At 67.8% G+C, this 24,876-nt stretch carries 25 protein-coding genes; 13 read left to right on the forward strand and 12 right to left on the reverse strand.

Annotation, left to right across the window (positions count from 1 at the left end; translation table 11 throughout):
• The first annotated feature begins 37 nt into the window (after positions 1-37).
• Both ACMGEZ_RS07475 and ACMGEZ_RS07480 read left to right on the forward strand, forming a co-directional pair.
• Entirely contained in the window at positions 38-1,132 is a 1,095-nt protein-coding gene (locus ACMGEZ_RS07475) for an MBL fold metallo-hydrolase (protein WP_436821628.1), read from the forward strand.
• Between the two features lie 332 nt (positions 1,133-1,464).
• Positions 1,465-3,537 carry a pentapeptide repeat-containing protein gene (locus tag ACMGEZ_RS07480; protein ID WP_436821629.1) on the forward strand — a complete coding sequence of 691 codons (2,073 nt, stop codon included), beginning with the start codon at positions 1,465-1,467 and terminating at the stop codon, positions 3,535-3,537.
• 94 nt (positions 3,538-3,631) lie between these two features.
• Here the strand turns inward: ACMGEZ_RS07480 and ACMGEZ_RS07485 are convergent, their stop codons facing one another.
• The 4 genes from ACMGEZ_RS07485 to ACMGEZ_RS07500 form a co-directional block, all read right to left on the reverse strand.
• Positions 3,632-3,817: a hypothetical protein gene (locus ACMGEZ_RS07485; RefSeq protein WP_436821630.1), complete on the reverse strand. Its 186-nt coding sequence runs from the start codon at positions 3,815-3,817 to the stop codon at positions 3,632-3,634.
• A gap of 12 nt (positions 3,818-3,829) precedes the next feature.
• Positions 3,830-6,214, reverse strand: a complete 2,385-nt coding sequence (gene parC, locus ACMGEZ_RS07490) for a DNA topoisomerase IV subunit A (RefSeq protein WP_436821631.1) — start codon at positions 6,212-6,214, stop codon at positions 3,830-3,832.
• Between the two features lie 51 nt (positions 6,215-6,265).
• On the reverse strand, positions 6,266-7,027 hold the full coding sequence (locus tag ACMGEZ_RS07495; RefSeq protein WP_436821632.1) for a sulfite exporter TauE/SafE family protein: 762 nt from the start codon (positions 7,025-7,027) through the stop codon (positions 6,266-6,268).
• A gap of 152 nt (positions 7,028-7,179) precedes the next feature.
• Positions 7,180-8,103 (reverse strand): lytic transglycosylase domain-containing protein, encoded by a 924-nt coding sequence (locus ACMGEZ_RS07500; RefSeq protein ID WP_436821633.1) that lies wholly within the window; start codon positions 8,101-8,103, stop codon positions 7,180-7,182.
• A gap of 92 nt (positions 8,104-8,195) precedes the next feature.
• On the opposite strand from ACMGEZ_RS07500, the gene ACMGEZ_RS07505 reads away from it, so the two are divergent.
• Entirely contained in the window at positions 8,196-8,912 is a 717-nt protein-coding gene (locus tag ACMGEZ_RS07505; RefSeq protein WP_436821634.1) for an RNA polymerase sigma factor, read from the forward strand.
• A gap of 40 nt (positions 8,913-8,952) precedes the next feature.
• The gene (locus tag ACMGEZ_RS07510) at positions 8,953-9,522 is read left to right on the forward strand and encodes a ferritin-like domain-containing protein (protein ID WP_436821635.1); all 570 of its coding nucleotides are present in this window, start codon (positions 8,953-8,955) and stop codon (positions 9,520-9,522) included.
• A 24-nt stretch (positions 9,523-9,546) separates the two neighbouring features.
• Here ACMGEZ_RS07510 and ACMGEZ_RS07515 read toward each other — a convergent pair whose 3' ends face one another.
• Positions 9,547-11,523: a DNA topoisomerase IV subunit B gene (locus ACMGEZ_RS07515; RefSeq protein ID WP_436821636.1), complete on the reverse strand. Its 1,977-nt coding sequence runs from the start codon at positions 11,521-11,523 to the stop codon at positions 9,547-9,549.
• 153 nt (positions 11,524-11,676) lie between these two features.
• On the opposite strand from ACMGEZ_RS07515, the gene ACMGEZ_RS07520 reads away from it, so the two are divergent.
• The 6 genes from ACMGEZ_RS07520 to ACMGEZ_RS07545 all read left to right on the forward strand — a co-directional run bounded on the left by ACMGEZ_RS07520 (position 11,677) and on the right by ACMGEZ_RS07545 (position 16,521).
• Positions 11,677-12,894: an MFS transporter gene (locus ACMGEZ_RS07520; RefSeq protein WP_436821637.1), complete on the forward strand. Its 1,218-nt coding sequence runs from the start codon at positions 11,677-11,679 to the stop codon at positions 12,892-12,894.
• 7 nt (positions 12,895-12,901) lie between these two features.
• Positions 12,902-13,042, forward strand: coding sequence for a hypothetical protein (locus tag ACMGEZ_RS07525; RefSeq protein ID WP_436821638.1), 141 nt, complete (start codon positions 12,902-12,904; stop codon positions 13,040-13,042).
• 29 nt (positions 13,043-13,071) lie between these two features.
• A complete protein-coding gene (locus tag ACMGEZ_RS07530; RefSeq protein ID WP_436821639.1) occupies positions 13,072-13,581 on the forward strand; it encodes a class I SAM-dependent methyltransferase in 510 nt (169 codons plus the stop codon).
• A 60-nt stretch (positions 13,582-13,641) separates the two neighbouring features.
• Positions 13,642-14,532 (forward strand): 4-hydroxy-tetrahydrodipicolinate synthase, encoded by an 891-nt coding sequence (gene dapA, locus ACMGEZ_RS07535; RefSeq protein ID WP_436821640.1) that lies wholly within the window; start codon positions 13,642-13,644, stop codon positions 14,530-14,532.
• 108 nt (positions 14,533-14,640) lie between these two features.
• Positions 14,641-15,726, forward strand: a complete 1,086-nt coding sequence (gene bamC / locus ACMGEZ_RS07540; RefSeq protein ID WP_436821641.1) for an NlpB/DapX family lipoprotein — start codon at positions 14,641-14,643, stop codon at positions 15,724-15,726.
• 12 nt (positions 15,727-15,738) lie between these two features.
• Complete coding sequence (locus tag ACMGEZ_RS07545) at positions 15,739-16,521, forward strand: MBL fold metallo-hydrolase (RefSeq protein ID WP_436821642.1); 783 nt, start codon at positions 15,739-15,741, stop codon at positions 16,519-16,521.
• A gap of 132 nt (positions 16,522-16,653) precedes the next feature.
• On the opposite strand, the gene ACMGEZ_RS07550 is transcribed toward ACMGEZ_RS07545, so the two are convergent.
• The 3 genes from ACMGEZ_RS07550 to ACMGEZ_RS07560 all read right to left on the reverse strand — a co-directional run bounded on the left by ACMGEZ_RS07550 (position 16,654) and on the right by ACMGEZ_RS07560 (position 18,675).
• Positions 16,654-16,944, reverse strand: coding sequence for a hypothetical protein (locus ACMGEZ_RS07550; RefSeq protein WP_436821643.1), 291 nt, complete (start codon positions 16,942-16,944; stop codon positions 16,654-16,656).
• 92 nt (positions 16,945-17,036) lie between these two features.
• Positions 17,037-17,546 (reverse strand): hypothetical protein, encoded by a 510-nt coding sequence (locus tag ACMGEZ_RS07555; protein WP_436821644.1) that lies wholly within the window; start codon positions 17,544-17,546, stop codon positions 17,037-17,039.
• Complete coding sequence (locus ACMGEZ_RS07560; RefSeq protein ID WP_436821645.1) at positions 17,533-18,675, reverse strand: JmjC domain-containing protein; 1,143 nt, start codon at positions 18,673-18,675, stop codon at positions 17,533-17,535. The genes ACMGEZ_RS07555 and ACMGEZ_RS07560 overlap by 14 nt, the downstream gene beginning before the upstream one ends.
• A 14-nt stretch (positions 18,676-18,689) precedes the next feature.
• Here ACMGEZ_RS07560 and ACMGEZ_RS07565 point away from each other — a divergent pair, with 14 nt between their 5' ends.
• Positions 18,690-19,214: an FKBP-type peptidyl-prolyl cis-trans isomerase gene (locus tag ACMGEZ_RS07565; RefSeq protein WP_436821646.1), complete on the forward strand. Its 525-nt coding sequence runs from the start codon at positions 18,690-18,692 to the stop codon at positions 19,212-19,214.
• A 56-nt stretch (positions 19,215-19,270) separates the two neighbouring features.
• Here the strand turns inward: ACMGEZ_RS07565 and ACMGEZ_RS07570 are convergent, their stop codons facing one another.
• The 4 genes from ACMGEZ_RS07570 to coaBC form a co-directional block, all read right to left on the reverse strand.
• Positions 19,271-19,762 carry a glycine zipper 2TM domain-containing protein gene (locus tag ACMGEZ_RS07570; RefSeq protein WP_436821647.1) on the reverse strand — a complete coding sequence of 164 codons (492 nt, stop codon included), beginning with the start codon at positions 19,760-19,762 and terminating at the stop codon, positions 19,271-19,273.
• A 181-nt stretch (positions 19,763-19,943) separates the two neighbouring features.
• Complete coding sequence (dut, locus tag ACMGEZ_RS07575) at positions 19,944-20,390, reverse strand: dUTP diphosphatase (protein ID WP_106554307.1); 447 nt, start codon at positions 20,388-20,390, stop codon at positions 19,944-19,946.
• Complete coding sequence (locus ACMGEZ_RS07580; protein ID WP_436821648.1) at positions 20,387-20,824, reverse strand: hypothetical protein; 438 nt, start codon at positions 20,822-20,824, stop codon at positions 20,387-20,389. Before ACMGEZ_RS07580 ends, dut begins: the two co-directional genes overlap by 4 nt.
• A complete protein-coding gene (gene coaBC, locus ACMGEZ_RS07585) occupies positions 20,824-22,047 on the reverse strand; it encodes a bifunctional phosphopantothenoylcysteine decarboxylase/phosphopantothenate--cysteine ligase CoaBC (RefSeq protein ID WP_436821779.1) in 1,224 nt (407 codons plus the stop codon). The genes ACMGEZ_RS07580 and coaBC overlap by 1 nt, the downstream gene beginning before the upstream one ends.
• A gap of 195 nt (positions 22,048-22,242) precedes the next feature.
• Here coaBC and pyrG point away from each other — a divergent pair, with 195 nt between their 5' ends.
• Together pyrG and kdsA are read left to right on the forward strand one after the other, a co-directional pair.
• A complete protein-coding gene (pyrG, locus tag ACMGEZ_RS07590; RefSeq protein WP_436821649.1) occupies positions 22,243-23,913 on the forward strand; it encodes a CTP synthase in 1,671 nt (556 codons plus the stop codon).
• 79 nt (positions 23,914-23,992) lie between these two features.
• Entirely contained in the window at positions 23,993-24,847 is an 855-nt protein-coding gene (kdsA, locus tag ACMGEZ_RS07595) for a 3-deoxy-8-phosphooctulonate synthase (protein ID WP_436821650.1), read from the forward strand.
• Positions 24,848-24,876: the final 29 nt, after the last annotated feature.

Raw genomic sequence — 24,876 nt, forward strand, 5'->3', positions numbered from 1 at the left:
CTCGGCGCGCCGCAACAGCCCTCCCTCCCTGCCACCGATGACCACCGCCCTCCTCTGCAAGAGCCTCATCCTGGCCGCGTCCTTCGGCCTGGTCGCCGGCTGCGCCAGCACCGCGAGCAGCGCCTGCGAAACGGCCTACGCGGCCTCCCCGCAGTTCAAGGACTGCAACTTCCAGAACCTGCCGAACCCGCAGGCCCTGCCCTCGGCCAGCTCATGGAAGATCTGGTCGCGCTTTCTCACCGCCACCAAGACCGGGACGGTGCCGGTCGATCCCATCCCCGTGCAGGAGCTCGACGCGGCCCAGCTCGATGCGCTGGACCGCGACGCCAATCATGTGATCCGCCTCGGCCATTCCTCGCACCTGCTCAAGCTGCGCGGCAAGTACTGGCTGATCGACCCTGTGTTCGGCGACCGCGCCTCGCCCTTCTCGTTCATCGGGCCGAAGCGCTTCCACAAGCCGCCGCTGCGGCTCGAGCAGTTGCCGCCCATCGAGGGCCTGATCCTCTCGCACGACCACTACGACCACCTCGACGTCCCGACCATCGAGTACCTGGCGCAGCGCGTGCAGCGCTACTTCGTCCCGCTGGGCGTGCGCGCCCGGCTGCTGGAGATGGGCGTGCCGCCCGAGCGCGTGGCCGAGTTCGACTGGTGGCAGGCCACCGAGCACGACGGCGTGCGGCTCACGGCCGCGCCTTCCCAGCATTTCTCGGGCCGCACGCTGACCGACCGCAACAAGACGCTGTGGGCATCGTGGATCGTCGAGAGTGGCGGCAAGCGCATCTTCTACAGCGGCGATTCGGGCTACTTCGCAGGCTTCAAGCAGATCGGCGAGCGCTTCGGCGGCTTCGACCTGGCGCTGATGGAGAACGGCGCCTACGACACCTACTGGCCCTCGGTGCACATGACGCCCGAAGAGAGCGTGCGCGCCTTCGAGGACCTGCGGGGCAAGGTGCTGTACGTGGTGCACAACAGCACCTTCGACCTTGCCTTCCACACGTGGCGCGATCCGCTGGACCGCATCGCGAAGCTGGCGCGGGCGAAGAAGATCGAGCTGGCGACGCCGATGATCGGGGAAGTGCTGACGATCGGGCGGCCGCGGAGCAATGCGCTTTGGTGGGAGGGCCTGAGGTAAGGCGCCGTTGGATGCACGCCCGGCAAGCGGTGCGGGCGTTGTGTGCACCTCCGAGGCCCGGTGCCCCCAGCCCTCCCCCGGAAGGGGAGGGAGTAAGACCAGCCTGCGTGAAGAGGATGCGTGCGTGCGGGAACTTCACACTGCGCGTGTAGGCCGTCGCACTCGTCAGGGCGTCCTTGGCGTCGAGGTCGTTGCGCCTCCAGCCGCCCCAGTCGAGGCCGGGGGCACATGATTTGAGCCCCAGGAACCACCGGCAATACGCTGTTACTCAGCCTTCGGGGAGTACACAAAAAACGTTTTGGTCCGACTGATTCGGCCCAAAGGTGGTACCCATGCATCACATCAGCTCCCAGCCGTCCCTGCGCCTCAATGACGGCGCCAACGATCCATTCGAATCGTTCCGTCGGAAGTGTCTGAGTGCCTCCTCCTCAGACGCCGCTGAGGCGCTGGTCCGACACCTGGATCATCGCAATCCGATCTTGGATCTGAGCAAGTGCAACCGAGCCACGGTATCGAACCTCGACGCCTACCTGGTGAGGGATTTCCACCAGCTGTGCAAGCGGCACAACAACATCGTATTCGACCTTATCCTGCCGGACGGAATGGACGACCTCCCGCCTTGGACGTCCGAGTTGTGGCTGAAAACGCTGCAGGCACACGCAATGTCCTGGCCGGGGGTGGATATGGCAGAGGAACTCCCTCGATTCGGTGGCCTTGAGCAAGTCGACTTCTCCGGTTCTGACTTCTCCGACAGCAGGTGGCACGATCTGGCCTCCTGTCCCAGGCTGGACTTGCGCAACGCCAATCTGTCGGGCGCGAGCTTCCGATCGACGCGCTTGGTTGGCACGGACCTGCGAGGGGCGCTGCTCGAACAAGCATCGTTCGACCAAGTCGACCTTAGCCGCTCCAAGCTCGACGATTGCGACGTTGCCGGGTCGCATTGGAACTGCACGGAGTTGGTCGACGTGCAGGCTGGCTCGATGAGGAACGCCGAATCTGCGCGCTTCGTACGATGCCCGATCCTGAACGCGGAACTGCCTGCCTCGTTGACTTCAAAGCTGAAGTCGGATGACATTCTTCGGCCGGGTGACTCCTTGTTCGTCAATGCGACTTGCAAGTACAAGCATGTCATCAGGGAGATGTGCGTAGCCAAGGGGCTGCGCTATGAAGAAGTGAGCTTCGACCTGTGGACACGCGACGCCTATTTTCGCGCGGCGCATCCGCCCCAGGCCGTCTTCATTGCCCCGACAGACGACATTGACCGGCCAAAGTTCAGCTCGCTTGCCGGAGCGCATGTGGACTCCTTCCAGCGCAACCCACTCTCGCGCCCGCACCTCAGTCTCGACCCTCCAGCCGAATTCGAGGGCCACTACAGAGTTCGGGACAAAGCTGACATCAAGGACGACAGGCTCAAAAGGATGCGCGCCGTCGAGGGGCACTTCCTGGAAGGCGGCAACATCACCATCACGTCGGATGGAGTGGCAGTCGTTGGGCATGACGAGATCCGGCACGGCCGGAAAGAACCGGAAGGTCCGGTGGACGAAGAGCAGTTGCGCCTCGTCGTGAACTTGTACCCCGGCGTTGACCCAGGCAAGGCAATCGCCTTGTGGACCGCGGGAGTGCACGAGACCGCGCGTGTACAAAAGGTTCTGGGTGCGCGCAAGCTTGTGATCATTCCACAATATCTCTTCCACCACGATCTGCAGGTGACCTACACCGGAGGAAGCCGGTTCCTGGTCAACAGTTTTTCGGAGACGCTGAGGCTGCTGAAGGAGAACCAAGCGGCGTTCACCACCGAGTTCGGCGAGCAAGGCTACGAACGAGCCTGCCAAAAAGCTCAGTCGGTCATCGACGCCCGCCAAGACGAGGCCAGTGTCGACGACGCAACCGCGCTGCTGGCGTACTTGAGGGCGAATCGGGAGGAGATGGTCCGCCAGTTCGGCGAGACGCAATTTGCCAATGCCTTTGCCACGGCTCGGGCGCAGGTGGAGGCAGCCGGCGAGGAACGACTGGTCGACGAAACCATCCGTCGAATGGAAGCGGCCGGCTTGAAGGCGACCAAGGCGGCTCTGTCATTGCTGGCTGGCCCTATCAAGGGGCCCAACTGGCAACAGGGTCTCGGTCAGCTGAGCTCCCTGCTTGGCAACGGCTTGATGATCGAGGACAACGATGGTGAGAGGACCTACGTCACCCTCGGCGCAAAGGGCATGACGACGCACAAACAGTACTTTTGCGAAGTGCTCGCCGGTCAGGGCATTCACCATGTCGAGTTCATGGCCGATGAACATTGGACTGGCGACGTACCGTCGCCTGCAGACTTTATCGACCGGTACTTAGGCGGCCTGCGGTGCCTCACCCAGAAGAACCTCTATCCGATGCTCGACCATCAGCCCCAATTTATTTGAGGCTCTTTGAGAAATCCGCCCGACGGAAAACCGTGGGCGGGCTCGCGATGGGCGCGGAATGGGCAGGCGCAAACCGCCCGCTAGTTCTAGCGCACTACCGCCCCGCGCGCCGCCGCTCGCGCGCGCGCCGCACCTGCCGGCTGTCCGACGCCTCCCGGGCCTGCCGCTCGCGCTCGCGCTTCGAATCGCGCCGCCGCTTCGACAGCCAGCGCGCAAGCAGAAAGCTCGCGGCGCTGGTCACGACCAGGACGAAGATGCCGACCGGCCCGAAATCCATCATGCGCCGTCTTCCTCAGAGCACGCGCACGACGTCGGTCGGCTTGAAGCCCAGGTCCGCTGCCTTGCCTTTGCGCGCGCGGCTGGCGCGTGCGTTGTTGAGCGTGCGGATCTCCAGCGTCTCCTCGCGTTCCTTGCCGCCGCGGCCGATGCCCACGATCCGCACGCTGCGCGTATAGGCCGCGGCGCCCGCCAGCGTGTCCTTGGGGTCGAGGTCGATCAGCGTGAGCCCGCGGCCGCCCTTGGGCAGCGCCTTCATCTCGAGGATCTCGAAGGTCAGGATGCGCCCGCCCGTCGAGGCGCAGGCCACGTGGGTCGCGGGCGGCATCGGCTCCGCGCCGCTCGCGCCGCCGACCAGCGAGGGCCGGCACAGCTGCTCGCCCTCGCCCACGTCGATGAAGGCCTTGCCGCCGCGCTGCCGCGAGATCATGTTCTCGACCGAGGCGATGAAGCCATAGCCGCCCGTGTTGGACAGCAGCAGCGCCGCACCCGACGGCCCTGCGAAGTAGTGCGCGACGTGCGTGCCGCTCTCGAGGTCGATCAGCGTGGTGACCGGCTGGCCGTCGCCGCGCCCACCCGGCAGCGAAGCGACGGGCACGCTGTAGACGCGCACGCTCTTGTCCTTGGCGGTGCCGAAGACCAGCAGCGTGTCGACCGAGCGGCACTCGAAGGCGCCGTAGAGCGCATCGCCGGACTTGAAGCTGTACTCGGGTGCGGCGGCGCCCGCGGCGCGCTCGCTGGCCCAGCCCTTCTGCGTGCGCACCCAGCCCTTCTGCGAGACGATCACCGTCACCGGCTCGTCGATGACGCGTACCTCGGCCACGGCGCGCTTGTCGGCCTGGATCAGCGTGCGGCGCGGGTCCTCGAAGCTCTTCGCATCGGCCTCGATTTCCTTGACCAGCAGACGGCGCAGTGCGGCCGGGCTGGCGAGGATGTCCTCGAGCTTCTTCTGCTCCTCGCGCAGGCCCTTGAGCTCCTGCTCGATCTTGATCGCCTCCAGCCGCGCCAGCTGGCGCAGCCGGATCTCGAGGATGTCCTCGGCCTGCCGCTCGCTGAGGTCGAAGCGCGCGATCAGCGCGGCCTTCGGGTCTTCGGCAGCGCGGATGATCGCGATCACCTCGTCGATATTGAGCAGCACCAGCTGCCGGCCCTCGAGGATGTGGATGCGGTCCTGTACCTTGCCGAGCCGGTGCCGCGAACGGCGCTCGACGGTGATCTCGCGGAAGGCGATCCACTCGTTGAGCATCTGGCGCAGCGACTTCTGTGTCGGCTTGCCGTCGATGCCCACCATCGTGAGGTTGATGGGCGCGGAGTTCTCCAGCGAGGTCTGCGCCAGCAGCGTCGTGATGAACTCCTCCTGGCTGATGCGCGAGGTCTTGGGCTCGAAGACCAGGCGCACCGGCGCGTCCTTGCTGGACTCGTCGCGCACCACGTCCAGCACCGAAAGCACGGCCGCCTTGAGCTGCGTCTGCTCGGCCGTCAGCGCCTTCTTGCCGGCGCGAACCTTGGGGTTGGTGAGCTCCTCGATCTCCTCCAGCACCTTCTGCGTGCTGACGCCCGGGGGCAGCTCGTTGACCACCAGTTGCCACTGGCCGCGCGCGAGCTCCTCGATCTTCCAGCGCGCGCGCACCTTGAGCGAGCCGCGGCCGGTGCGGTAGGCCTCGGCGATCTCGGCCGGGCCGCTGATGATCTGCGCGCCGCCCGGATAGTCGGGGCCGGGCACCAGCGCGAGCAACTCCTCGTCCGAAAGCTTGCCGTTGGACTTGATCAGCGCCACGCAGGCGTCGGCGATCTCGCGCAGGTTGTGGCTGGGGATCTCGGTGGCGAGGCCGACCGCGATGCCGCTGGCGCCGTTGAGCAGCGTGAAGGGCAGCCGCGCGGGCAGCAGGCGCGGCTCCTCGGTGGAGCCGTCGTAGTTGGGGATGAAGTCGACCGTGCCCTCGTCGATTTCGTCGAGCAGCAGGCTGGTGATGCGCGACAGCCGCGCCTCGGTGTAGCGCATGGCCGCGGCGCCATCACCGTCGCGGCTGCCGAAGTTGCCCTGGCCGTCGACCAGCGGGTAGCGCTGCGAGAAGTCCTGCGCCATGCGCACCAGCGCGTCGTAGGCAGCCTGGTCGCCATGCGGGTGGAAGCGGCCCAGCACGTCGCCCACCACGCGGGCGCTCTTGACCGGCTTGGCGCCCACGGTGCCGTTGGCGCCGCCGAAGCCGAGGCCCATGCGCGACATCGAATAGAGGATGCGTCGCTGCACCGGCTTCTGGCCGTCGCTGACATCGGGCAGCGCGCGGCCCTTGACGACCGAAAGCGCGTATTCGAGGTACGCGGTCTGCGCGTAATCGGCCAGCGTGAGGGCTCCGTCGTCTTCGGGGTTCTGGAAATCGAGGGGCGGTTGGGAATCCATTGCGAGAGAGACTTTGTGAGAGCGGCAAGTGTAGTGGCCGTGCCCGCCCCCTCATCGGGTCAACTCCCGCGCGACCATGTAGACCCCCAGCAGCGCCAGCCCGGCAAGGAAGCATCGCCTGAACACCGGCAGCGGCATGCGCACGCGAATCCACTGGCCGAAGGCCATTCCCGCGAGTGCCGGCAGCAGCATCGCCAGCGACGCGCCGAACAGCGGCGTCGAATAGCTGTCGCGACCGGCCAAGGCCATGGCCAGCGCAAGGGTCGAGGTGGTGAACGAGAGGCCCATCGCCTGGATCAGCCCGTCGCGCGACAGCGACAAGGACTGCAGGTACACGACGGCCGGCAGCACGAACACGCCGGTCAGCGCCGTGATCGCGCCGGTGACCGCGCCCACCAGCGGCCCCAGCCAGCGCTCGTGCCGCGCATCGAGCGCCAGCGGCGGCGCCAGCAGCAGCCACGCGGCATATGCGACGAGCGCAATGCCGAGTGCCATCCTCGCGCCTGCGCCGTCCGGCGCGCCGAACAACCAGGCACCCAGCAAGGTGCCGGCGACGATGCCCAGCTGCATGCCGCCGAGCCGGCGCGCCAGGCTGGCCAGGCCGCCCCACGGCTGCAACTGCCACACGTTGGTGACGAGCGAGGGCACGATCAGCAGCGCCGCGGCGGTCGCCGGCGACATCCACACCGCCAGCAGTGCCATCGACAGGGTCGGGAGACCGAGCCCGATGACGCCCTTGACCGCACCGGCCAGGATGAAGACGGCAGCGACGGCCGCCCAGACGGCGGCGCTGTCCGAGGGCAGCGCGCTCATGAGCACCTCCGGCAACGACCAGGGGGCGCAGGCAAGGAAAAGGACTTGGGCATGCGCCCAGTCTCTCCAAAGCCATGACCGCAGGAAATGCGGAAGTTGCAAACCCTGCCTCAGGCGGTGCCTGAGACCTCAGCCCAGCGTGAAGGCTGACCTCAGGGCTTCTTCGAGATGCGGTCCGACAGTTTCAGCGGCACGGCACCCGCATCCGCCTCGGCCGCGTCCGGCGCCTCGGCCACAGTCGGCAACACCGGCATCGCGCCCGATGGCGGGGGCATGTTCCCGCGCCCCAGCGCACCGCCGCGCGGTGCCGCCAGCTCCATGCGCACGCGGCCCGGCGGGTTGCCCCGGCCGGCAGCCGTCGAGGGCTTGAGGTAGGCATAGAGCTGCAGCACGGTCTTCACGTAGTTCTGCGTCTCGCGGTAGTTCGGGATCTTGTTGCCCGCGCGCTGCACCGCACCCTCGCCCGCGTTGTAGGCCGCGAGCGCGAGCTCGATGTCGCCGGGGAACATCGCGATCAGGTCGCGCAGGTAGCGCGCGCCTGCGGCGATGTTGATCTGCGGATCGAAGAGCTTCTTCTCGATCGAGCCGCGCTTGTCGGCCCCGACGCCGTAGCGCTGCGCGGTCGCCGGCATGAGCTGCATCAGGCCGCGCGCGCCCTTGGGTGAGACGGCCTGCGCATCGAAGCCGGACTCGGTGGCGACGAGCGCCTGGAGCAGCTCGTAGTCGATGTCATGGCGCCGAGCCGCTTCGCGCAGCGCCTTCTGTGCGGGCTTGTAGTGCGGCGAGGCCTCGAACAGCGCGAGCAGCGATTGCGACGCGCGGGGCACCTTGCCGTCGATGCGGCCCGCGCGGCCACGCGCGAGCGGACCGACGCCCTGGGCCGTATCGAAGGCCTGGCCGCCGCGAAAGAAGAGCTGGTAGCGCTCGTCGATCTTCTCGGAGGCGAAGTGGGCCACGCCCTTGTCGTCGACGTAGCCGAAGATGTCGGACGCATGCACGAGCGGCTGCCATGCGCACAGTGCCAGCAGCAGGAGCGGGAGCCGCCACCAGCGGCCGGGAGCATGTCGGAAGTTCATCGCCGGGCGGATTGTCGTGCATGCCCGCCGAGTTACGTCTGGGAACAGGAATGCATCCCCCTCCATCCAATGGACAACACGACGACATCACCATGCAGAAGCTCGAACACTTCCAGGACGCCGGCGATCCTTCGGCGCCGACCGACACCGAGCTCGCCGCGCGAGCCGCGCAAGGCGACGCCCTCGCCTTCCAGCTCATCATGCGGCGCCACAACCGGCTGCTCTTTCGCACCGGCCGCAGCATCCTGAAGAACGACGACGACGCACAGGACGTCTTGCAGGACGCCTATCTGCGCGCGTGGCGCGCGCTGGGCACCTTTCGTGCCGAGGCCCGGCTCTCGACCTGGCTGGTGCGCATCGTGGCCAACGAAGCCCTCGGGCGGCTGCGGCGGCGGGCAGGCGCGCAGGTCATCCCCTTCGACACGGCCGTTGAAACGGGCAGTGCCCAGGAGGGAACGTCGATGCACACGGAGTCTGCAGAGCAACCCGAGGGCCATGCGATGCGTGGCGAGACGCGCAAGCTGATCGAGGCGGGCATCGACGCGCTGCCGGAGGTGTTTCGCACGGTCTTCGTCCTTCGCGCGGTCGAGGACATGAGCATCGAGGAAGTGGCTGCCGCGCTGGACATCCCCGAGGCCACCGTTCGCACCCGCTTCTTCCGCGCGCGCGGCCTGCTGCGCGAAGCCCTGTCGCGCGAGATCGATGTCGCGATCGGCGATGCCTTCTGCTTCGACGGCGCACGCTGCGACCGGATCGTCGCGCGCGTGATGTCCGTCGTCGACGGAGCGCCGCCGGGCCGGCCCGCCTGATCCTTTCCAACCACCCCCAACCTTGATTGAGGAGACTTCCATGTCCTTCCTTCGGATGCCCACGCCCGTCGCCGCGCGACGCCTCTTCCTCGGCCGTTCCGGCCTCCTGCTCTCGGGCACGGCGATCGCCCTGCTTGCGGGCCAGGACGCGCTGGCGGCCAAGACCGGGGGCGACGGGCCCGGCGACGTGCAGATCCTCAACACCGCGCTCGGCTCGGAGCTCGAGGCCATCGCGGCCTACCAGGTCGGGGCCGAGAGCAAGCTGCTCGACAAGCCCGTCCTCGACCTGGCCCTGACCTTCCAGGGCCATCACCGGGCCCATGCCGCGCTGCTCGCGGCGACGGTCGAGAAGCTCGGCGGCAAGGCCGTGAGCGCCAAGGCGAAGTACGACTTTCCGACCTCGCAGCTGAAGACGCAGGCCGACGTGCTGCGCTTTGCCGCCAAGCTGGAGCAAGGCGCCGTCAGCGCCTACCTGGGCGCGGTGCCGATGTTCGACGACCGTGCACTGTCCAAGGCCGCGGCGAGCATCCTCGGGGACGAGGCGATGCACTGGGCGGTGCTGCGCCACGCGCTGGGCGAGGCCCCGGTGCCTGCGGCCTTCGTGTCCTGAACGGACCGGCGCGCCCGACCTTTCTCAGACGTCGACTTCGACGTCGTCGGCGCGCAGCTCCATGAGCTCGCGCCGCGCGGCGGCCTCGCCCTTGCCCATCAGCTTGGTGATCTCGCCCTGCGTGCCCAGCAGGTCGAAACGGCCCAGGCGCACCTGAAGCAGGCGGCGGGTGTCGGGGTTGAGGGTGGTCTCCCACAGCTGCTCGGCGCTCATCTCGCCAAGGCCCTTGAAGCGGCTGATGCTCCAGGCGTTCTCGCGCACGCCGTCCTTGCGCAGCTTGTCGAGGATGGCGGTGAGCTCGCCCTCGTCGAGCGCATACACCTTGGACGCGGGCTTCTTGCCGCGCGCCGGCGCATCGACGCGAAACAGCGGCGGCTTGGCCACGTACACATGGCCCGTGTCGATGAGCTTGGGGAAGTGCCGGAAGAAGAGCGTGAGCAGCAGCACCTGGATGTGCGAGCCGTCGACGTCGGCGTCCGACAGGATGCAGATCTTGCCGTAGCGCAGGCCGGAGAGATCGGGCGTGTCTTCCGGCCCGTGCGGGTCGACGCCGATGGCGACCGAGATGTCGTGGATCTCGGTGTTGGCGAACAGGCGGTCGCGCTCCACCTCCCAGGTGTTGAGCACCTTGCCACGCAGCGGCAGGATGGCCTGGCTTTCCTTGTCGCGGCCCATCTTCGCGCTGCCGCCGGCCGAATCGCCTTCGACCAGGAAGACCTCGTTGTGCGCGATGTCCTTGCTCTCGCAATCGGTCAGCTTGCCCGGCAGCACCGCCACGCCCGAGCCCTTGCGCTTCTCGACCTTCTGGCCGGCGCGCTGGCGCGTCTGCGCGGCCTTGATGGCCAGTTCGGCGAGCTTCCTGCCGTAGTCGACGTGCTGGTTGAGCCAGAGCTCCAGCGCCGGGCGCACGAAGCTGGAGACCAGCCGCACCGCGTCGCGCGAATTGAGCCGCTCCTTGATCTGGCCCTGGAACTGCGGGTCCAGCACCTTGGCCGAGAGCACGTACGAGGCGCGCGCGAACACGTCCTCGGGCAGCAGCTTCACGCCCTTGGGCAGGAGCGAATGCAGGTCGACGAAGCTCTTGACCGCGTTGAACAGGCCGTCGCGCAGGCCGCTCTCGTGGGTGCCGCCGGCGCTGGTGGGGATCAGGTTGACGTAGCTCTCGCGCACCGGCTGGCCGTCCTCGGTGAAGGCCACGCACCACTCGGCGCCTTCGCCTTCGGCGAAGTTGTCGGCGTTCTTGTCGGCATGGCCGGCGCCTTCGAACAGCGGGATCACCGGGTCGGCGTTGAGCGTCTGCATGAGGTAGTCGCGCAGGCCGCCCTTGTAGAGCCACTGCTGGGTCTCCTTGGTCTTCTCGATCACCAGCGTGACGGTCACGCCGGGCATCAGCACGGCCTTGCTGCGCAGGAGATGGGTCAACTCGTTGACCGGCAGCGTGCCGGACTCGAAGTACTTGGGGTCGGGCCAGGCGCGCACCGTGGTGCCCTGGCGGCGCTCGCCGGTCTCGATCGGACGAACCTGGAGCGGCTCGACCACATCACCGCCCGCGAACACGATGCGCGCGGCGGAGCCTTCGCGGAAGGACTGGACCTCGAGCCGCTTCGACAGCGCATTGGTCACCGACACGCCCACCCCGTGCAGGCCGCCGGAGAAGCTGTAGGCGCCGCCCGCGCCCTTGTCGAACTTGCCGCCCGCGTGCAGGCGGGTGTAAACCAGCTCGATCACAGGCGCCTTCTCCTCGGGATGCAGGCCGAAGGGGACGCCGCGGCCATCGTCCTCGACGCTGACCGAGGCGTCGGCGTGCAGCGTGACCTTGATCTTCTTGCCGTAGCCGGCCAGCGCCTCGTCGGCGGCGTTGTCCAGCACTTCCTGGATGATGTGCAGCGGGTTGTCGGTGCGGGTGTACATGCCCGGACGCTGCTTGACGGGCTCGAGGCCCTTGAGGACGCGAATGGAGCCTTCGGAATAGGCCGGGGGAGTCTTGGTGAGGGTCGCCATGGGGGCGGATTGTATGCGTGGCACTTCTGAAAACCTGTATGCGCATACAGAGCTGCGTTGATGCGTCCGCCGCATCAACGCAGCCCGAAATATCAACAATCCGTGTCGCAGCGGTTGCCTGTGCGTTCCCTCGCTTTTGGATACAGTCGCCGGATGCACGCTCAATCCCAGCCGCTCTCGCTCAAGCAGGTCCTCTTCTGCGGCGCGATGATCGTCACTCTCTCGATGGGAATCCGCCACGGCTTCGGGCTGTGGCTCCAGCCGATCACGCAGGAGCAGGGCTGGTCGCGCCAGAGCTTCTCGCTGGCACTCGCCATCCAGAACCTCGCCTGGGGTGTGATCGGCGTCTTCGCGGGCATGCTGGCCGACAAGCTCGGCGCCTTCCGCGTGCTCGTGGCCGGCGCCGTGCTCTACGCATTGGGCCTGGCTGGGATGGCGCTGTCGCCGACGCCGCTCATGTTCGCGCTGACGGCCGGCGTGCTGATCGGCGCGGCGCAGGCCGGCACCACCTACGCCGTGATCTACGGCGTGATCGGACGGCAGATCCCGGTCGAGCGGCGATCCTGGGCCATGGGCGTCGCGGCCGCGGCGGGCTCCTTCGGCCAGTTCCTGATGGTGCCGGTGGAGGGGCAGCTGATCGCGGGCCTGGGCTGGCACACCGCACTTCTCGTGCTGGCCGCGCTGGTGCTGCTGATCGTGCCGCTCGCCATCGGATTGCGCGAGCCGCGCCATGGCACGGGCACGCTCGCGCACCGCGACCAGACCATCATGCAGGCGGTGCGCGAGGCTTTCCGCTATCCCAGCTTCGTGTTGCTGACGGCCGGCTATTTCGTCTGCGGCTTCCAGGTGGTGTTCATTGGCGTGCATCTGCCCAGCTACCTGCGCGACCAGGGGCTCTCGCCCGAGGTCGCCAGCTACGCGCTGGCATTGGTCGGGCTCTTCAACGTGTTCGGCACCTACATCGCGGGCGCCCTCGGCGCGCGGCTGGCCAAGCGCAAGCTGCTGGCGGCAATCTACCTCGGCCGGGCAGTCGCCATCGCGGTCTTCCTGGTGGCGCCGATCTCCCCGCTGTCGGTGTATGTGTTCGCGAGCGTGATGGGCTTCCTCTGGCTCTCGACCGTGCCGCTGACCAGCGGCATCGTGGCGCAGATCTTCGGCGTGGCGCACCTGTCGATGCTGGGCGGCTTCGTGTTCCTCAGCCACCAGGTCGGCTCCTTCCTCGGCGTGTGGCTGGGCGGCTATCTCTACGACAGCACCGGCAGCTACGACGTCGTCTGGTACATCGCGATCGCGCTGGGCCTGTTCGCGGCGGTGGTCAACCTGCCGGTCAAGGAAAACGCGATCGTGCGCCCCACCGCCCAGCCTGCCTGAGGCCGCCATGCGACCGAGCACTCGCCATCACCTCGTGCACGCCGGCTGGCTGTCGGCCGCGGTGCTGGCGCTCGTGGCGGTGTTCGGCCTCTACACGCGCCCTGCGTTCCTGGTGACGCTGGTCGACCAGCTCTGGGCCTGCTTCTGAGCCACGATCTCCCGCCCTCCCCCTGGGTCGTGCGCTGGTCGCACCTGCTTGCCCCGGGCGCCACCGTGCTCGACGTCGCCTGCGGCGCCGGCCGGCACATGGGCTGGTTCGCGCAACGCGGGCATGCGGTCACGGGCGTCGATCGCTCCGTGGAGGCGATCGCGTCGGCGGCCCGCTTCGGCCGGGCCCTGCTGGCCGACATCGAGGACGGGCCCTGGCCCTTCGCGGGCCAGCTCTTCGGCGCGGTGGTCGTGACGAACTATCTCTGGCGCTCGCGGCTGCCCGACATCGTGGCGGCAGTGGCGCCCGGCGGCGTGCTGCTCTACGAGACCTTCGCCGCCGGCAATGAGACCGTCGGCAAGCCCTCGCGGCCCGATTTCCTGCTGCAGCCGGGCGAGCTGCTGGCCGCCTGCGCCGGGCTGCGGGTGGTCGCCTACGAAGACGGATTTCTCGCCGACCCGGAACGCTTCGTGCAGCGGATCGCGGCCGTCCGGCCGCCGGAAGGCCCGGCTCGCAACCCTTTGCGCTACCCCCTCTGAGTGGCCCGTCAAGCCAGTCAGTAGAATGGCTGCCTTTCCGCAACCGACAAAGAGACCCCCTTGGAGCAACTGACAGGCAGCATCGTCGCGCTCGTCACGCCGATGCATGACGACGGCAGCGTCGACTATCCCGCCTTGCGCCGGCTGATCGACTGGCACATCGACGAAGGCACCGATTGCCTGGGCGTGGTCGGCACCACCGGCGAGTCGCCGACGGTGAACGTCGAGGAACACTGCGAGATCATCCGGGTGTCCGTCGAGCAGGCCCGGGGCCGCGTGCCCGTGATGGCCGGCTGCGGCGCCAATTCCACGCAGGAGGCAATCGAGCTCGCCCGCTTCGCCAAGGGCGTCGGCGCCGATTCGCAGCTGCAGGTGGTGCCCTACTACAACAAGCCGACGCAGGAAGGCCAGTACCGGCACTTCAAGGCCATCGCAGAGGCCGTCGGCGACCTCCCCGTCGTGCTTTACAACGTGCCCGGCCGCACGGTCGCCGATATGGCGCACGACACCGTGCTGCGCCTGGCGCAGGTGCCCGGCATCGTGGGCATCAAGGAAGCTACCGGCAACATCGAGCGTGCGCAGTGGCTGATCCGCGAGGTGCCCAAGCACTTCGCCGTGTACTCGGGCGACGACCCGACCGCCGTCGCGCTGATGCTGTGCGGCGGCCAGGGCAACATCAGCGTGACGGCCAACGTGGCCCCGCGCAAGATGCACGAGCTGTGCGTGGCGGCCATCGCCGGCGACGCGAAGCGCGCGATGCAGATCCAGCTCGAGCTGCTGCCGCTGCACCGCCATCTGTTCGTCGAGCCGAACCCGATTCCGCTGAAGTGGGCCATGGCGCGGCTCGGCCTGTGCGGCGGTGCGCTGCGCCTGCCACTGACGGAACTCGCCGAGCCCGCCCGGCCCGTCGTCGAATCCGCGCTGCGTGCCACCGGCCTCCTCAAGGACTGATTCCATCTTTACCTGCCGCAGCTCGACGCCGGCAACCTTTTGCAGGGCCGGCGCTCTCACACAGCGGCGCTGCAGCCTGACGATTGCGCTAAACATTCCACAAGGAAGATGACGTTGAATACCCTTTCGCGATTCGCACTGCTGGCCCTGGTGGCCAGCCTCGCCGCCTGCTCGGTCCTCGAGAGCGACAAGATCGACTACAAGAGCGCCGGCAAGGCCCCGTCGCTCGAAGTGCCGCCGGACCTCACGCAACTGTCGCGCGAGAACCGCTACGCGGTGCCCGGCAATGCGGTTTCGGCCAATGCCTACCAGGCCGGCGCCGCCAACGCGCCCAGCATTCCGACAGCGGTCTCGAACCTCGGCGACGTGCGCATGGAGCGCTCGGGCACGCAGCGCTGGATCGTGGTCAACCGCCCGGCCGACCAGCTCTGGGACCCGATCAAGGACTTCTGGCAGGAGAGCGGCTTCCTGTTGACGACCGAGCAGCGCAACCTCGGCATCATGGAAACCGACTGGGCGGAGAACCGCGCCAAGCTGCCGCAGGACGTGATCCGCGGCACGCTGGGCAAGCTGGTCGACGCGATCTACTCCACCGGCGAGCTCGACCGCTTCCGCACCCGCATCGAACGCGGCGCCAACGGCACCACCGAGATCTTCGTCAGCCACCGCGGCATGCAGGAGGTCTACACCAACGTTCGCCAGGACCAGACCGTCTGGCAGCCGCGCCCCAGCGACCCCGAACTCGAGACCGAATTCCTGCGCCGCCTGATGGTGAAGCTGGGCGTGTCGCAGGAGCAGGCGAAGCTCGTTGCGCAAACCAGCACGCCGGCACGGACGGCAAGCGTGTCCCATGTCGGCGGCCAGCCCGTCGTGCAGATCAACGAGAACTTCGACCGCGCCTGGCGCCGCGTCGGCCTCGCGTTGGACCGCACCGGCTTCACCGTCGAAGACCGCGACCGCGCCGCGGGCGTGTACTTCGTGCGCTACGTTCCGCCGAACCCCGACAAGAAGGAGCCGGGCTTCTTCTCCAAGATCTTCAGCTCGGGCAAGACCGAGGCGCCTCTCAAGTTCCGCATCCTGGTCAAGGGTCAGGGCGAGACGAGCACGGTATCGGTGCAGAGCGACAGCGGCGCCGCTGAAACCTCGGCCAACGCGCAGCGCATCGTCCAGGTCATCGCCGACGATCTCAAGTAAGCCGGGCCCCGCATGCTGCGCTTCCGCAGCCTGGGCAGCGGCAGCACAGGCAATGCCACGCTGGTCGAGGCGACCAGCGGCGGGCGCCGCTCGAGGCTGCTGATCGATTGCGGCTTCGGGCTCAAGCACCTCGATGTACGCCTGGCGCGTGCCGGCCTCGCGGCCTGTGACATCGACGCGATCTTCATCACCCACGAGCACGGGGATCACATCGGCTGCGCCCGTGCGCTGTCAAGGCGCGAGCGCATTCCCGTCTGGATGAGCGAGGGGACCTGGCTCGCATCCGGCGGGCACGATTTCGAGGGGCGCCTGCACCTTGCGCGGGACGGCACCGACATAACGATCGGCGACCTCCTGGTCCAGCCCTTCACGGTGCCGCACGATGCGCGCGAGCCGCTGCAACTGCGCTGCAGCGATGGCGCGCGCAGCCTCGGCGTGCTGACCGACCTGGGGCATGCGACGCCCCATGTGCTCGCGCGCCTGGCGGGAATCGACGCCCTGATGCTCGAGTTCAACCACGACAGCGACATGCTGGCGCGCTCGGCCTATCCACCCTTCCTCAAGCTGCGCGTGGGCGGCAACTACGGCCACCTGTCCAATGCCGCCGCAGCAGCCATCGCGCAGGCGCTGCGTCATGACGGCCTGCAGTACATCCTGGGCGCGCACCTCAGCGAGCAGAACAACCGGCCCGAACTCGTGCGACGCGCGATGGCCGGGGCGCTCGGCGCGAGCGAGCACGAGATGCTGACGGCCAACGCCGCCGAAGGCTCGGGCTGGCTGGAGCTCCGCGCATGAAACAAGCCCCCACGCTCCCTCACTTCGTGTGATCGCTGCCCCCCGAGGGGGCGCTTTTCATCTCGGGGCGGCCCGGCGATGAAAAGAAAAGGCCGCCCTCGGGCGGCCTCCTAGCGAAGCTGCATCACAGCATCACTGCTTGGGTGCTTCTTCCTTCTTCTTGGCTGCGTCGGTAGCTGCATTGGCTGCGTCGAGAGCCGATGACGCACCCGGCGACGGTGCTGGCGTGGCAGAAGGCGTTGACGACGAAGACGAAGAAGTGTCGGGTGCAGGCGCCGGTGCAGGCGTCGGCGTTGGGGTTGGCGCCGGCGTTGTTGCGGCAGGCGGTGGGGTCACGACGGCCGGCGCGGACTCCTCTTTCTTGCCGCAGGCGGCAAGGGCCACCGCGACGGTCAACGAGGCGAGCAGGGCGGACTTTCTCATTACAGGGCTCCTTTGGATGGTGGTCTCGAAGAAAAATTCTAGACCTGTACCCTCTGTGGACCGCCTGTTGCGCCACGATTCGCGGCATTGGCTTACAAGCCCAGCGTCGTGGCCGGAAACGAAGGTTTCGCATGGCGCAAGCATTCGTCCATGCGCTCGCGCAAGGCGCGCCTACGCTCGGGATCGCGGCCGCAGACGCCGCGCACGCGCTCCACGTCGATGCGCGCCAGGAACCAGCCCGGCGTCCAGATGCCGCTCGGCACCTGCGGCAGGCCGGGTCCGTCGCAGGCACGGCAATCGATGATGTGGCTCCACATGCGCCGCCATGTCACGAAGCGCGCATGCTCGCGCTCGAACACGTCGAAGCGCTGCGCCAGCATCACGAAGCTGCGCCCCGCGGCCGACCATGCTTGCAGGGCCTCGGCCATGGCACGTTCGCCGAGCGGCCAGTCGATGAAGGACGGATCGGCGAACACGATCTCGCGCCAGTTCTCGCGTGCGGCGGCGGCCAGCGCTGCGTGCAGGTGCGCCTCGAACGCACGGCGGCCATCGAAGGCGCCCTCGGGCAACGCGTTGTCGCTGGGCATTTCATTCGTCGGCATGCAGCCACCCCGCTTCGCACCAGTCTTCCAGCAATGCGCGCGCGTCCTCGCTCGCCGTCGCAAGATCGCGCGGCCCAAGCACGCGCTGGTCGGCCAGGCGACGCATGAGCCGGGCATCGCGGCCGGAGGCACGGAAGCTCTCGCCGTTGATGTAGAGATGGCGCGCGTCGTAGAGCATGCGCGTGCGCCGGTCGAGCGACACGCCGGTCAACGCGGCCGGCGGCTCGCCTTGTTCGAACCACACGGTGGGCTTGGGCTCGGTCATCGATTCGCCGAGCGCACGGTCGACGGCATCGGGATCGCGCAGGGCAGCGAGCACAGCCTCGCGCGCGAAAGCCTGCAGTGCGGACGGCATCTCGGCCGGCGTGGGCACCGCGGGCTGCGACGGGTCCTTGTAGTGGACGGCAGATCCGGCAGGCGCGTCTTGCAGCAGCTCGGCGTGCGCCTCCGCAATGCGGGCCAGGAGGTCGGCGCCCAGCGGCGCGGCCGCGGGTGCGCGCAGCCCGATGGAATAGGTCATGCAGTCGCCGCCCTCGGCCACGCCTTCGTGCGCATAGCGCGGCGGCAGGTAGAGCATGTCGCCGGGCTCGAGCACGAAGCTCTGCTCGGGTTCGAAATGCGCCAGGATCTTGAGCGGCAGGCCGGGCTCGAGGCGCAGGTCGCGCTGCCTGCCGATGGACCAGCGACGGCGTCCGTGCGCCTGCAGCAGGAACACGTCGTAGCTGTCGAAATGCGCGCCGACGCCGCCGGTGTCGCTCGCATAGCTGATCATCAGGTCGTCGAGCCGCGCGTCGGGAACGAAACGAAACTGCTGCAACAGTTGATGCACGGCTTGGTCATGCTGGTCCACGCCCTGGACCAGGAGCGTCCACGCTGCCTGCTTCGGCGAAGGCAGCGCGCGGCGCGCGAAAGGGCCGTGCTTGAGCGCCCAGCCGCTCTTGCCGTGGCGGATCAGCCGCGACTCGACCTCCTCGCGGCCGGCCAGCGAAAACAGCGCCTCGCGCTCGATCAGTGGCACCATGCCGGGGATTGCCTGGCGCACGAGCAAGGGCTTTTTCTGCCAATGGCGCCGCATGAATTGCGAGGCGCTGAGGCCTCCGAGCAGGGCCAGGGGTCGTTCAATCTCCATGGGAGAATTCTGCAATGGAAATCTCTGAACAATGCGTGGTCGGCCTGACCTGGACGCTGAAGGACACCCTCGGCGACGTGCTGGACGTGCTCGAGGAACCGGTGGAGTTCCTGGTCGGCGGCGACGACCTCTTCGCCGTGATCGAGTCCGCGCTGCTCGGGCATGAGCCCGGGGCGCGCGTGCAGCTGCAGCTCGAACCCGAGCAGGCCTTCGGCGACTTCAACGACCAGTTGCTCTTCCTCGAGCCCCGCACCCTCTTTCCCGAAGGCATCGAGGAAGGCATGACCTTCGATGGCGCCGCGTTGCCGGCCGGCGTGAATCCCGACATCCCCAGGGACGCGATCTACACCGTGAGCGAGATCTACCCCGAGCACCTCGTGCTCGACGGCAACCACCCGCTCGCGGGCATCGCGCTGCGGCTCGACCTGACCGTGCGCTCGGTGCGGGAAGCCACCGAGGAGGAGATCGGCCGCGGGACGGCCGGTACCGGCTTCTTCAAGGTGTCGCCGATCGCGCCGGGCAGCGACACGCTGCACTGACGGTTCGACAAACGAAAAAAAAGCCGGGCACTGCCCGGCCTTTTTGTTTCATCCGCTCAGACGCGCGAGATCTGCCCGCCCTCGATGCGCACGCGGTCGCCGATGCGCAGGTCGCCCGGACTCGGCACGTCGAAGGAACGATAGGCGCCGTGCTCGGTCTGGATCGAGATGCGGTAGCTCTCGTAGACCCTCGGTGCGTTCGCATTGGCTTCGACGCTGTTGCCCAGCAGGGCCCCGCCAATGACGCCCAGTGCGGTGGCCGCGGCACGGCCGCTGCCATGGCCGAACTGGTTACCCACCACGCCGCCGAGGACCCCGCCCGCCACGGCACCGCCGCCGCTCGTGCCGGCGCCGGACGTCTGGCTGCGGATCACCTCGATGTTGGCAACGCGGCCGTACTCGACGTAGGCCGATGGGGCTGCCGGGTAGGTCGGCTGGTAAGGGTAGCGCGAGGTCTCGTAGATGGGCTGTGGCGCTACACACGCGGTCAGCGCGGCCAGCGCAAGCACGGAAGCGGTGACAGAGAGAAGGCGAGTTGGGGTTTTCATGATGTGTACTCCTCGAACAGGTCGGCGCGATGCGCTCTCCATGGTCCAAACGCATCGCGCCGCGGCACGATGACGTGAACACATGTTGAAACTTCGATGCGACGGCTATATCGCCGGTTCCGTTCTTTACCTGTGAGCCACTCGGCCCCGGCCTCGCAGGCGCCGGCCTACAAACCCGCGCTCAATGCTTGCCGGTCGATCCGTAGCCACCTTCGCCGCGCTCGCTGGGCGGGAACTCCGCCACCACCCGAAACTGCGCCTGCACGACCGGCACGATCACCAGCTGCGCCAGCCGCTCCATCGGCTGCAGGACGAAGGCCGTGTCGCTGCGATTCCAGGCGCTGATCTTGAGCTCGCCCTGGTAGTCGCTGTCGATCAGGCCCACCAGGTTGCCCAGCACGATGCCATGCTTGTGGCCCAGCCCCGAGCGCGGCAGGATCAGCGCGGCATAGCCGGGGTCGGCCAGGTGGATCGCGATGCCGGTGCCCACCAGCTGCCAGGCGTTGGGCGCCAGGGTGATGGGGGCATCCAGGCAGGCGCGCAGGTCCAGCCCGGCGCTGCCGGGGGTGGCGTAGGCAGGCAGTTGGTCCTGCATGCGGGGATCGAGGATTCGGACGTCGACGTTCACTTGGAATTGCGCTTTCGTTGCTGCTGCAGGTGCTGTTGTCTCTTGGCGGCTTCTTCAAGCCATTCCTTCCAGTTCTCCACGCCGGGCGGCAACACGAGGTGCTTGAGCTTGTAGCCCAGCCACAGGCCGGCTGCGAACAGGCCCAGGACGATGCCCAAGGGCGCGTCGGCCGCCAGCAGCACCATGAGGGCCAGCAGCCAGGCGATGCCCAGCCCCTTGAGCAGGTTGCGGCCCGGGCCTGTGCCTGCGCCGGCCGGGCGTGCCTCCGCCTGCGGCCGATGGGCCGGCTGCGCGTCGGATCGCTGGGTCATGCCGACATCGAGCCCGTGCTCGCCCTCTTGGGGCGGACGCGCCGGCTGCAGTGCCTGCTCCGCCAGGCGCTCGACGTAGCTTGCGAAATCGCCGTTGGGCGGCGTGTTCCATTGCGGATTCATCACGGACTCCCCGGCGGCAGGCGTGCCGCGATCTCGGCCACCAGCTCGCGCGCCAGCGCAAGCTTGGGCGCACGCGGCAGCTCCCGAACGCCCTTGTCGTCGACCAGCAGCAGGCTGTTGTGGTCCTGTCCGAAGGTCAGCGGGCCGATGTTGCCCACCAGCAGCGGAATCCCCTTGCGCTCGCGCTTGGCCTTGGCATGCGCGACCAGGTTCTCGCTCTCGGCCGCGAAGCCCACGCAGAAGAGCTTGCCGGCCCTGGCCCGCTCGCCCTGCGCGATGGTCAGCAGGATGTCCGGGTTTTCGACGAACTGCAGGGTCGGCGCGCTGCCGCTGCCGTCCTTCTTGATCTTGTGCTCGCTGTGGGACGCCGGCCGCCAGTCGGCCACCGCCGCTGTGGCGACGAACACCGACGCTTGCTGCGTGGCCTGTCGGCTGGCCTCCAGCATCTCCCGGGCGGATGTGACGTCGATGCGCGCAACGCCGCGCGGCGTGGGCAGATGCACCGGGCCCGCCACCAGCGTGACCTGGGCGCCCGCCTCGCGCGCGGCCTGCGCGATCGCGAAGCCCATCTTGCCCGAGGAGTGGTTGGTGATGCCGCGGATCGGATCGAGCGCCTCGAAGGTCGGCCCCGCCGTGACCACCACCTGCCGCCCCGCCAGCACCTTCGGCTGGAACTGCGACACGATCTCTTCGAACAGCTGCAGGGGCTCGAGCATGCGGCCGTCGCCGGTCTCGCCGCAGGCCTGCCAGCCGTTGCCCACGCCCAGCACGCGGGCGCCGTCGGCATCGACCTGGCGCAGGTTGCGCTGGGTCGCCGGATGGACCCACATCTCGCGGTTCATGGCGGGCGCGATCAGCAGCGGCACGCGATCCGCGGGGCGCGCGAGGCACAGGAGGCTCAGCAGCTCGTCCGAACGCCCCTGCACCAGCCGCGCGATGAAGTCTGCGCTGGCGGGCGCCAGCACGATCGCATCGGCCTCGCGGCTCAGGTTGATGTGCGGCATGTTGTTGGGCTCGCGAGCGTCCCACTGCGAGGTGTAGACCGGCCGCCCCGACAACGCCTGCATCGTGACCGGCGTCATGAACTGGGTCGCGGCCTCGGTCATCACCACCTGCACGGTGGCGCCCGCCTTGACCAGCAGCCTGCACAGCTCCGCCGACTTGTAGCAGGCGATGCCCCCCGTGAGGCCGAGGACGATGTGTTTGCCGGCGAGGTCTTGCAGATCTTGCATATGCCGGCAATGTAGCAGCCCCACTACGCGCGCGTTCACGCGCTGCCCCTTCGCCTTCGAGGCGCAACTGGAGCACCTTCGCCTTCGGCTGCGGTGCTATTCGCCTTCGGAGCGGCCGTGCGGCTCATGAGGCGGCACCTATAATCTGCATTTCCCACTGCCCGGACCTGCACGTTCGGAACTGGCATGACCAAATTCGTCTTCGTCACCGGTGGTGTGGTGTCTTCCCTCGGCAAGGGAATCGCCTCCGCCTCGCTCGCCGCGCTCCTCGAGTCCCGCGGCCTCAAAGTCACCCTCATCAAGCTGGACCCCTACATCAACGTCGACCCCGGCACGATGTCGCCCTTCCAGCACGGTGAGGTCTTCGTCACCGACGACGGGGCCGAAACCGACCTCGACCTCGGCCACTACGAGCGCTTCATCACGACGCGCATGCGCAAGGCCAACAACTTCACCACCGGCCAGATCTACAAGTCCGTGCTCGAGAAGGAGCGCCGGGGCGACTACCTCGGCAAGACGGTGCAGGTGATTCCGCACATCACCAACGAGATCCAGGAGTACGTCAAGCGCGGCGCCGGCATCGGCACGCCGCACGAGGTCGACGTGGCGATCGTCGAGATCGGCGGCACCGTGGGCGACATCGAGTCCCTCCCCTTCCTCGAGGCCGTGCGCCAGATGAGCCTGCGCATGGGCCCCAACAACTCGGCCTTCGTGCACCTGAGCTATGTGCCGTGGATCGCGGCGGCCGGCGAGCTCAAGACCAAGCCGACCCAGCACACGGCCAAGGAACTGCGCGCCATCGGCATCCAGGCCGATGCCCTGCTGTGCCGCGCCGACCGCCCCATTCCCGACGACGAGCGCGCGAAGATCTCGCTCTTCTCCAACGTGCCCGAGTGGGGCGTGATCTCGATGTGGGACGTGGACACCATCTACAAGGTCCCGCGCATGCTGCACGAGCAGGGCCTCGACGGCCTGATCTGCGACAAGCTGCGCATCAACACGCCGCCAGCCAAGCTCAAGCGCTGGGACGACCTGGTCTACGAGGTCGAGCATCCGCAGAAGGAAGTGAGCATCGCGATGGTCGGCAAGTACGTCGACCTGTCCGACAGCTACAAGTCGCTCAACGAGGCGCTGCGCCACGCCGGCCTGAAGAACCATGCACGGGTGAAGATCGACTACATCGACTCCGAGACCATCTCGCCGCAGGACGTGGCCCGGCTCGGCAAGTACGACGCCATCCTGGTGCCCGGCGGCTTCGGCCAACGCGGCGTCGAGGGCAAGATCGCCGCGGCGCGCTTCGCCCGCGAGACCAAGATCCCCTACCTCGGCATCTGCCTGGGCATGCAGGTCGCGACCATCGAGTACGCGCGCAACGTGGCCGGCCTGAAGAACGCCAACAGCACCGAGTTCGACCCCGACACCAGCTGCCCCGTGATCGCGCTGATCACCGAGTGGAAAGACCGCGACGGCACCATCAAGCTGCGCGACGAGAAGTCCGACCTCGGCGGCACCATGCGCCTGGGCGCGCAGAGTTCCGACGTGGCGCCCGGCACGCTGGCCCACAGCATCTACGGCGACGTGGTGACCGAGCGCCATCGCCACCGCTACGAAGCCAACGTCAACTACCTCGACGAGCTGCGCCGCGCCGGCTTGGTGATTTCGGCCCTGACGCAGCGCGAGCACCTGACCGAAATCGTCGAGCTGCCGAGGGACGTGCACCCCTGGTACATCGGGGTGCAGTTCCACCCCGAGTTCAAGTCCACGCCGTGGAGCGGTCACCCCTTGTTCAACGCCTTCATCAAGGCGGCGCTGGAGCATCAGGTCGCCGACAAGCAGGCGTTGAAGGTGGTTGCATGAGCGGCGCCGGACCGCTCCAAGCCGCGAAGGCCCCCTGGGGGGCAGCGCAGCACACGCAGTGGCAAGCGTGGGGGGATCTATGAAGCTTTGCGGATTCGACATCGGGCTCGACAAGCCGTTCTTCCTGATCGCGGGACCATGCGTGGTCGAGTCCGAGCAACTGCAGATGGACACCGCCGGCACGCTGAAGGAAATCACCGGCTCGCTCGGCATCCCCTTCATCTTCAAGAGCAGCTTCGACAAGGCCAACCGATCATCAGGCACCAGCTTCCGCGGCCCGGGGCGCGACAAGGGCCTGGAGATCCTGGCCAAGGTCAAGCGCGAGCTGGGCCTGCCGGTGCTGACCGACGTGCACACCGAAGAGGACATCACGGCTGCCGCCCTGGTGGTCGACGTGCTGCAGACACCGGCCTTCCTGTGCCGCCAGACCGACTTCATCCGCGCGGCGGCGCAGTCGGGCAAGCCGGTCAACATCAAGAAGGGCCAGTTCCTCGCGCCGCACGACATGAAGAACGTGATCGACAAGGCGCGCGCCGCCGCCAAGGAAAAGGGCCTGCCGGAAGACAGCTTCATGGCCTGCGAGCGCGGTGCCAGCTTCGGCTACAACAACCTGGTGTCGGACATGCGCTCGCTGGCGATCATGCGCGAGACCGGCTCGCCAGTGGTGTTCGACGCCACGCACTCGGTGCAGCTGCCCGGCGGCCAGGGCACCAGCTCGGGGGGCCAGCGCGAGATGGTGCCGGTGCTGTCGCGCGCTGCGGTGGCGGTGGGCGTGGCGGGCCTCTTCATGGAGACCCACCCCGACCCGGCCAATGCCCTGAGCGACGGCCCCAATGCCGTGCCGCTCAAGCACATGAAGGCGCTGCTCGAGACGCTGCTGGCGCTCGACCGCGTGACCAAGAAGAGCGCGTTCCTGGAGAACTCTTTTCAATGAGCGCGCACCCGAATGACACCACCCCAAAG

This window comes from Variovorax stachyos (genome assembly GCF_051400855.1).
GTDB lineage: Bacteria > Pseudomonadota > Gammaproteobacteria > Burkholderiales > Burkholderiaceae_C > Variovorax.

Bases quoted from the DNA above. Each gene is read 5' to 3' on its own strand.
- ACMGEZ_RS07475 (WP_436821628.1), top strand. From the start codon at position 38: ATGACCACCGCCCTCCTCTGCAAGAGCCTCATCCTGGCCGCGTCCTTC.
- ACMGEZ_RS07480 (WP_436821629.1), top strand. From the start codon at position 1,465: ATGCATCACATCAGCTCCCAGCCGTCCCTGCGCCTCAATGACGGCGCC.
- ACMGEZ_RS07485 (WP_436821630.1), bottom strand. From the start codon at position 3,817: ATGATGGATTTCGGGCCGGTCGGCATCTTCGTCCTGGTCGTGACCAGC.
- parC (WP_436821631.1), bottom strand. From the start codon at position 6,214: ATGGATTCCCAACCGCCCCTCGATTTCCAGAACCCCGAAGACGACGGA.
- ACMGEZ_RS07495 (WP_436821632.1), bottom strand. From the start codon at position 7,027: ATGAGCGCGCTGCCCTCGGACAGCGCCGCCGTCTGGGCGGCCGTCGCT.
- ACMGEZ_RS07500 (WP_436821633.1), bottom strand. From the start codon at position 8,103: ATGAACTTCCGACATGCTCCCGGCCGCTGGTGGCGGCTCCCGCTCCTG.
- ACMGEZ_RS07505 (WP_436821634.1), top strand. From the start codon at position 8,196: ATGCAGAAGCTCGAACACTTCCAGGACGCCGGCGATCCTTCGGCGCCG.
- ACMGEZ_RS07510 (WP_436821635.1), top strand. From the start codon at position 8,953: ATGTCCTTCCTTCGGATGCCCACGCCCGTCGCCGCGCGACGCCTCTTC.
- ACMGEZ_RS07515 (WP_436821636.1), bottom strand. From the start codon at position 11,523: ATGGCGACCCTCACCAAGACTCCCCCGGCCTATTCCGAAGGCTCCATT.
- ACMGEZ_RS07520 (WP_436821637.1), top strand. From the start codon at position 11,677: ATGCACGCTCAATCCCAGCCGCTCTCGCTCAAGCAGGTCCTCTTCTGC.
- ACMGEZ_RS07525 (WP_436821638.1), top strand. From the start codon at position 12,902: ATGCGACCGAGCACTCGCCATCACCTCGTGCACGCCGGCTGGCTGTCG.
- bamC (WP_436821641.1), top strand. From the start codon at position 14,641: ATGACGTTGAATACCCTTTCGCGATTCGCACTGCTGGCCCTGGTGGCC.
- ACMGEZ_RS07545 (WP_436821642.1), top strand. From the start codon at position 15,739: ATGCTGCGCTTCCGCAGCCTGGGCAGCGGCAGCACAGGCAATGCCACG.
- ACMGEZ_RS07550 (WP_436821643.1), bottom strand. From the start codon at position 16,944: ATGAGAAAGTCCGCCCTGCTCGCCTCGTTGACCGTCGCGGTGGCCCTT.
- ACMGEZ_RS07555 (WP_436821644.1), bottom strand. From the start codon at position 17,546: ATGCCGACGAATGAAATGCCCAGCGACAACGCGTTGCCCGAGGGCGCC.
- ACMGEZ_RS07560 (WP_436821645.1), bottom strand. From the start codon at position 18,675: ATGGAGATTGAACGACCCCTGGCCCTGCTCGGAGGCCTCAGCGCCTCG.
- ACMGEZ_RS07565 (WP_436821646.1), top strand. From the start codon at position 18,690: ATGGAAATCTCTGAACAATGCGTGGTCGGCCTGACCTGGACGCTGAAG.
- ACMGEZ_RS07570 (WP_436821647.1), bottom strand. From the start codon at position 19,762: ATGAAAACCCCAACTCGCCTTCTCTCTGTCACCGCTTCCGTGCTTGCG.
- ACMGEZ_RS07580 (WP_436821648.1), bottom strand. From the start codon at position 20,824: ATGAATCCGCAATGGAACACGCCGCCCAACGGCGATTTCGCAAGCTAC.
- pyrG (WP_436821649.1), top strand. From the start codon at position 22,243: ATGACCAAATTCGTCTTCGTCACCGGTGGTGTGGTGTCTTCCCTCGGC.
- kdsA (WP_436821650.1), top strand. From the start codon at position 23,993: ATGAAGCTTTGCGGATTCGACATCGGGCTCGACAAGCCGTTCTTCCTG.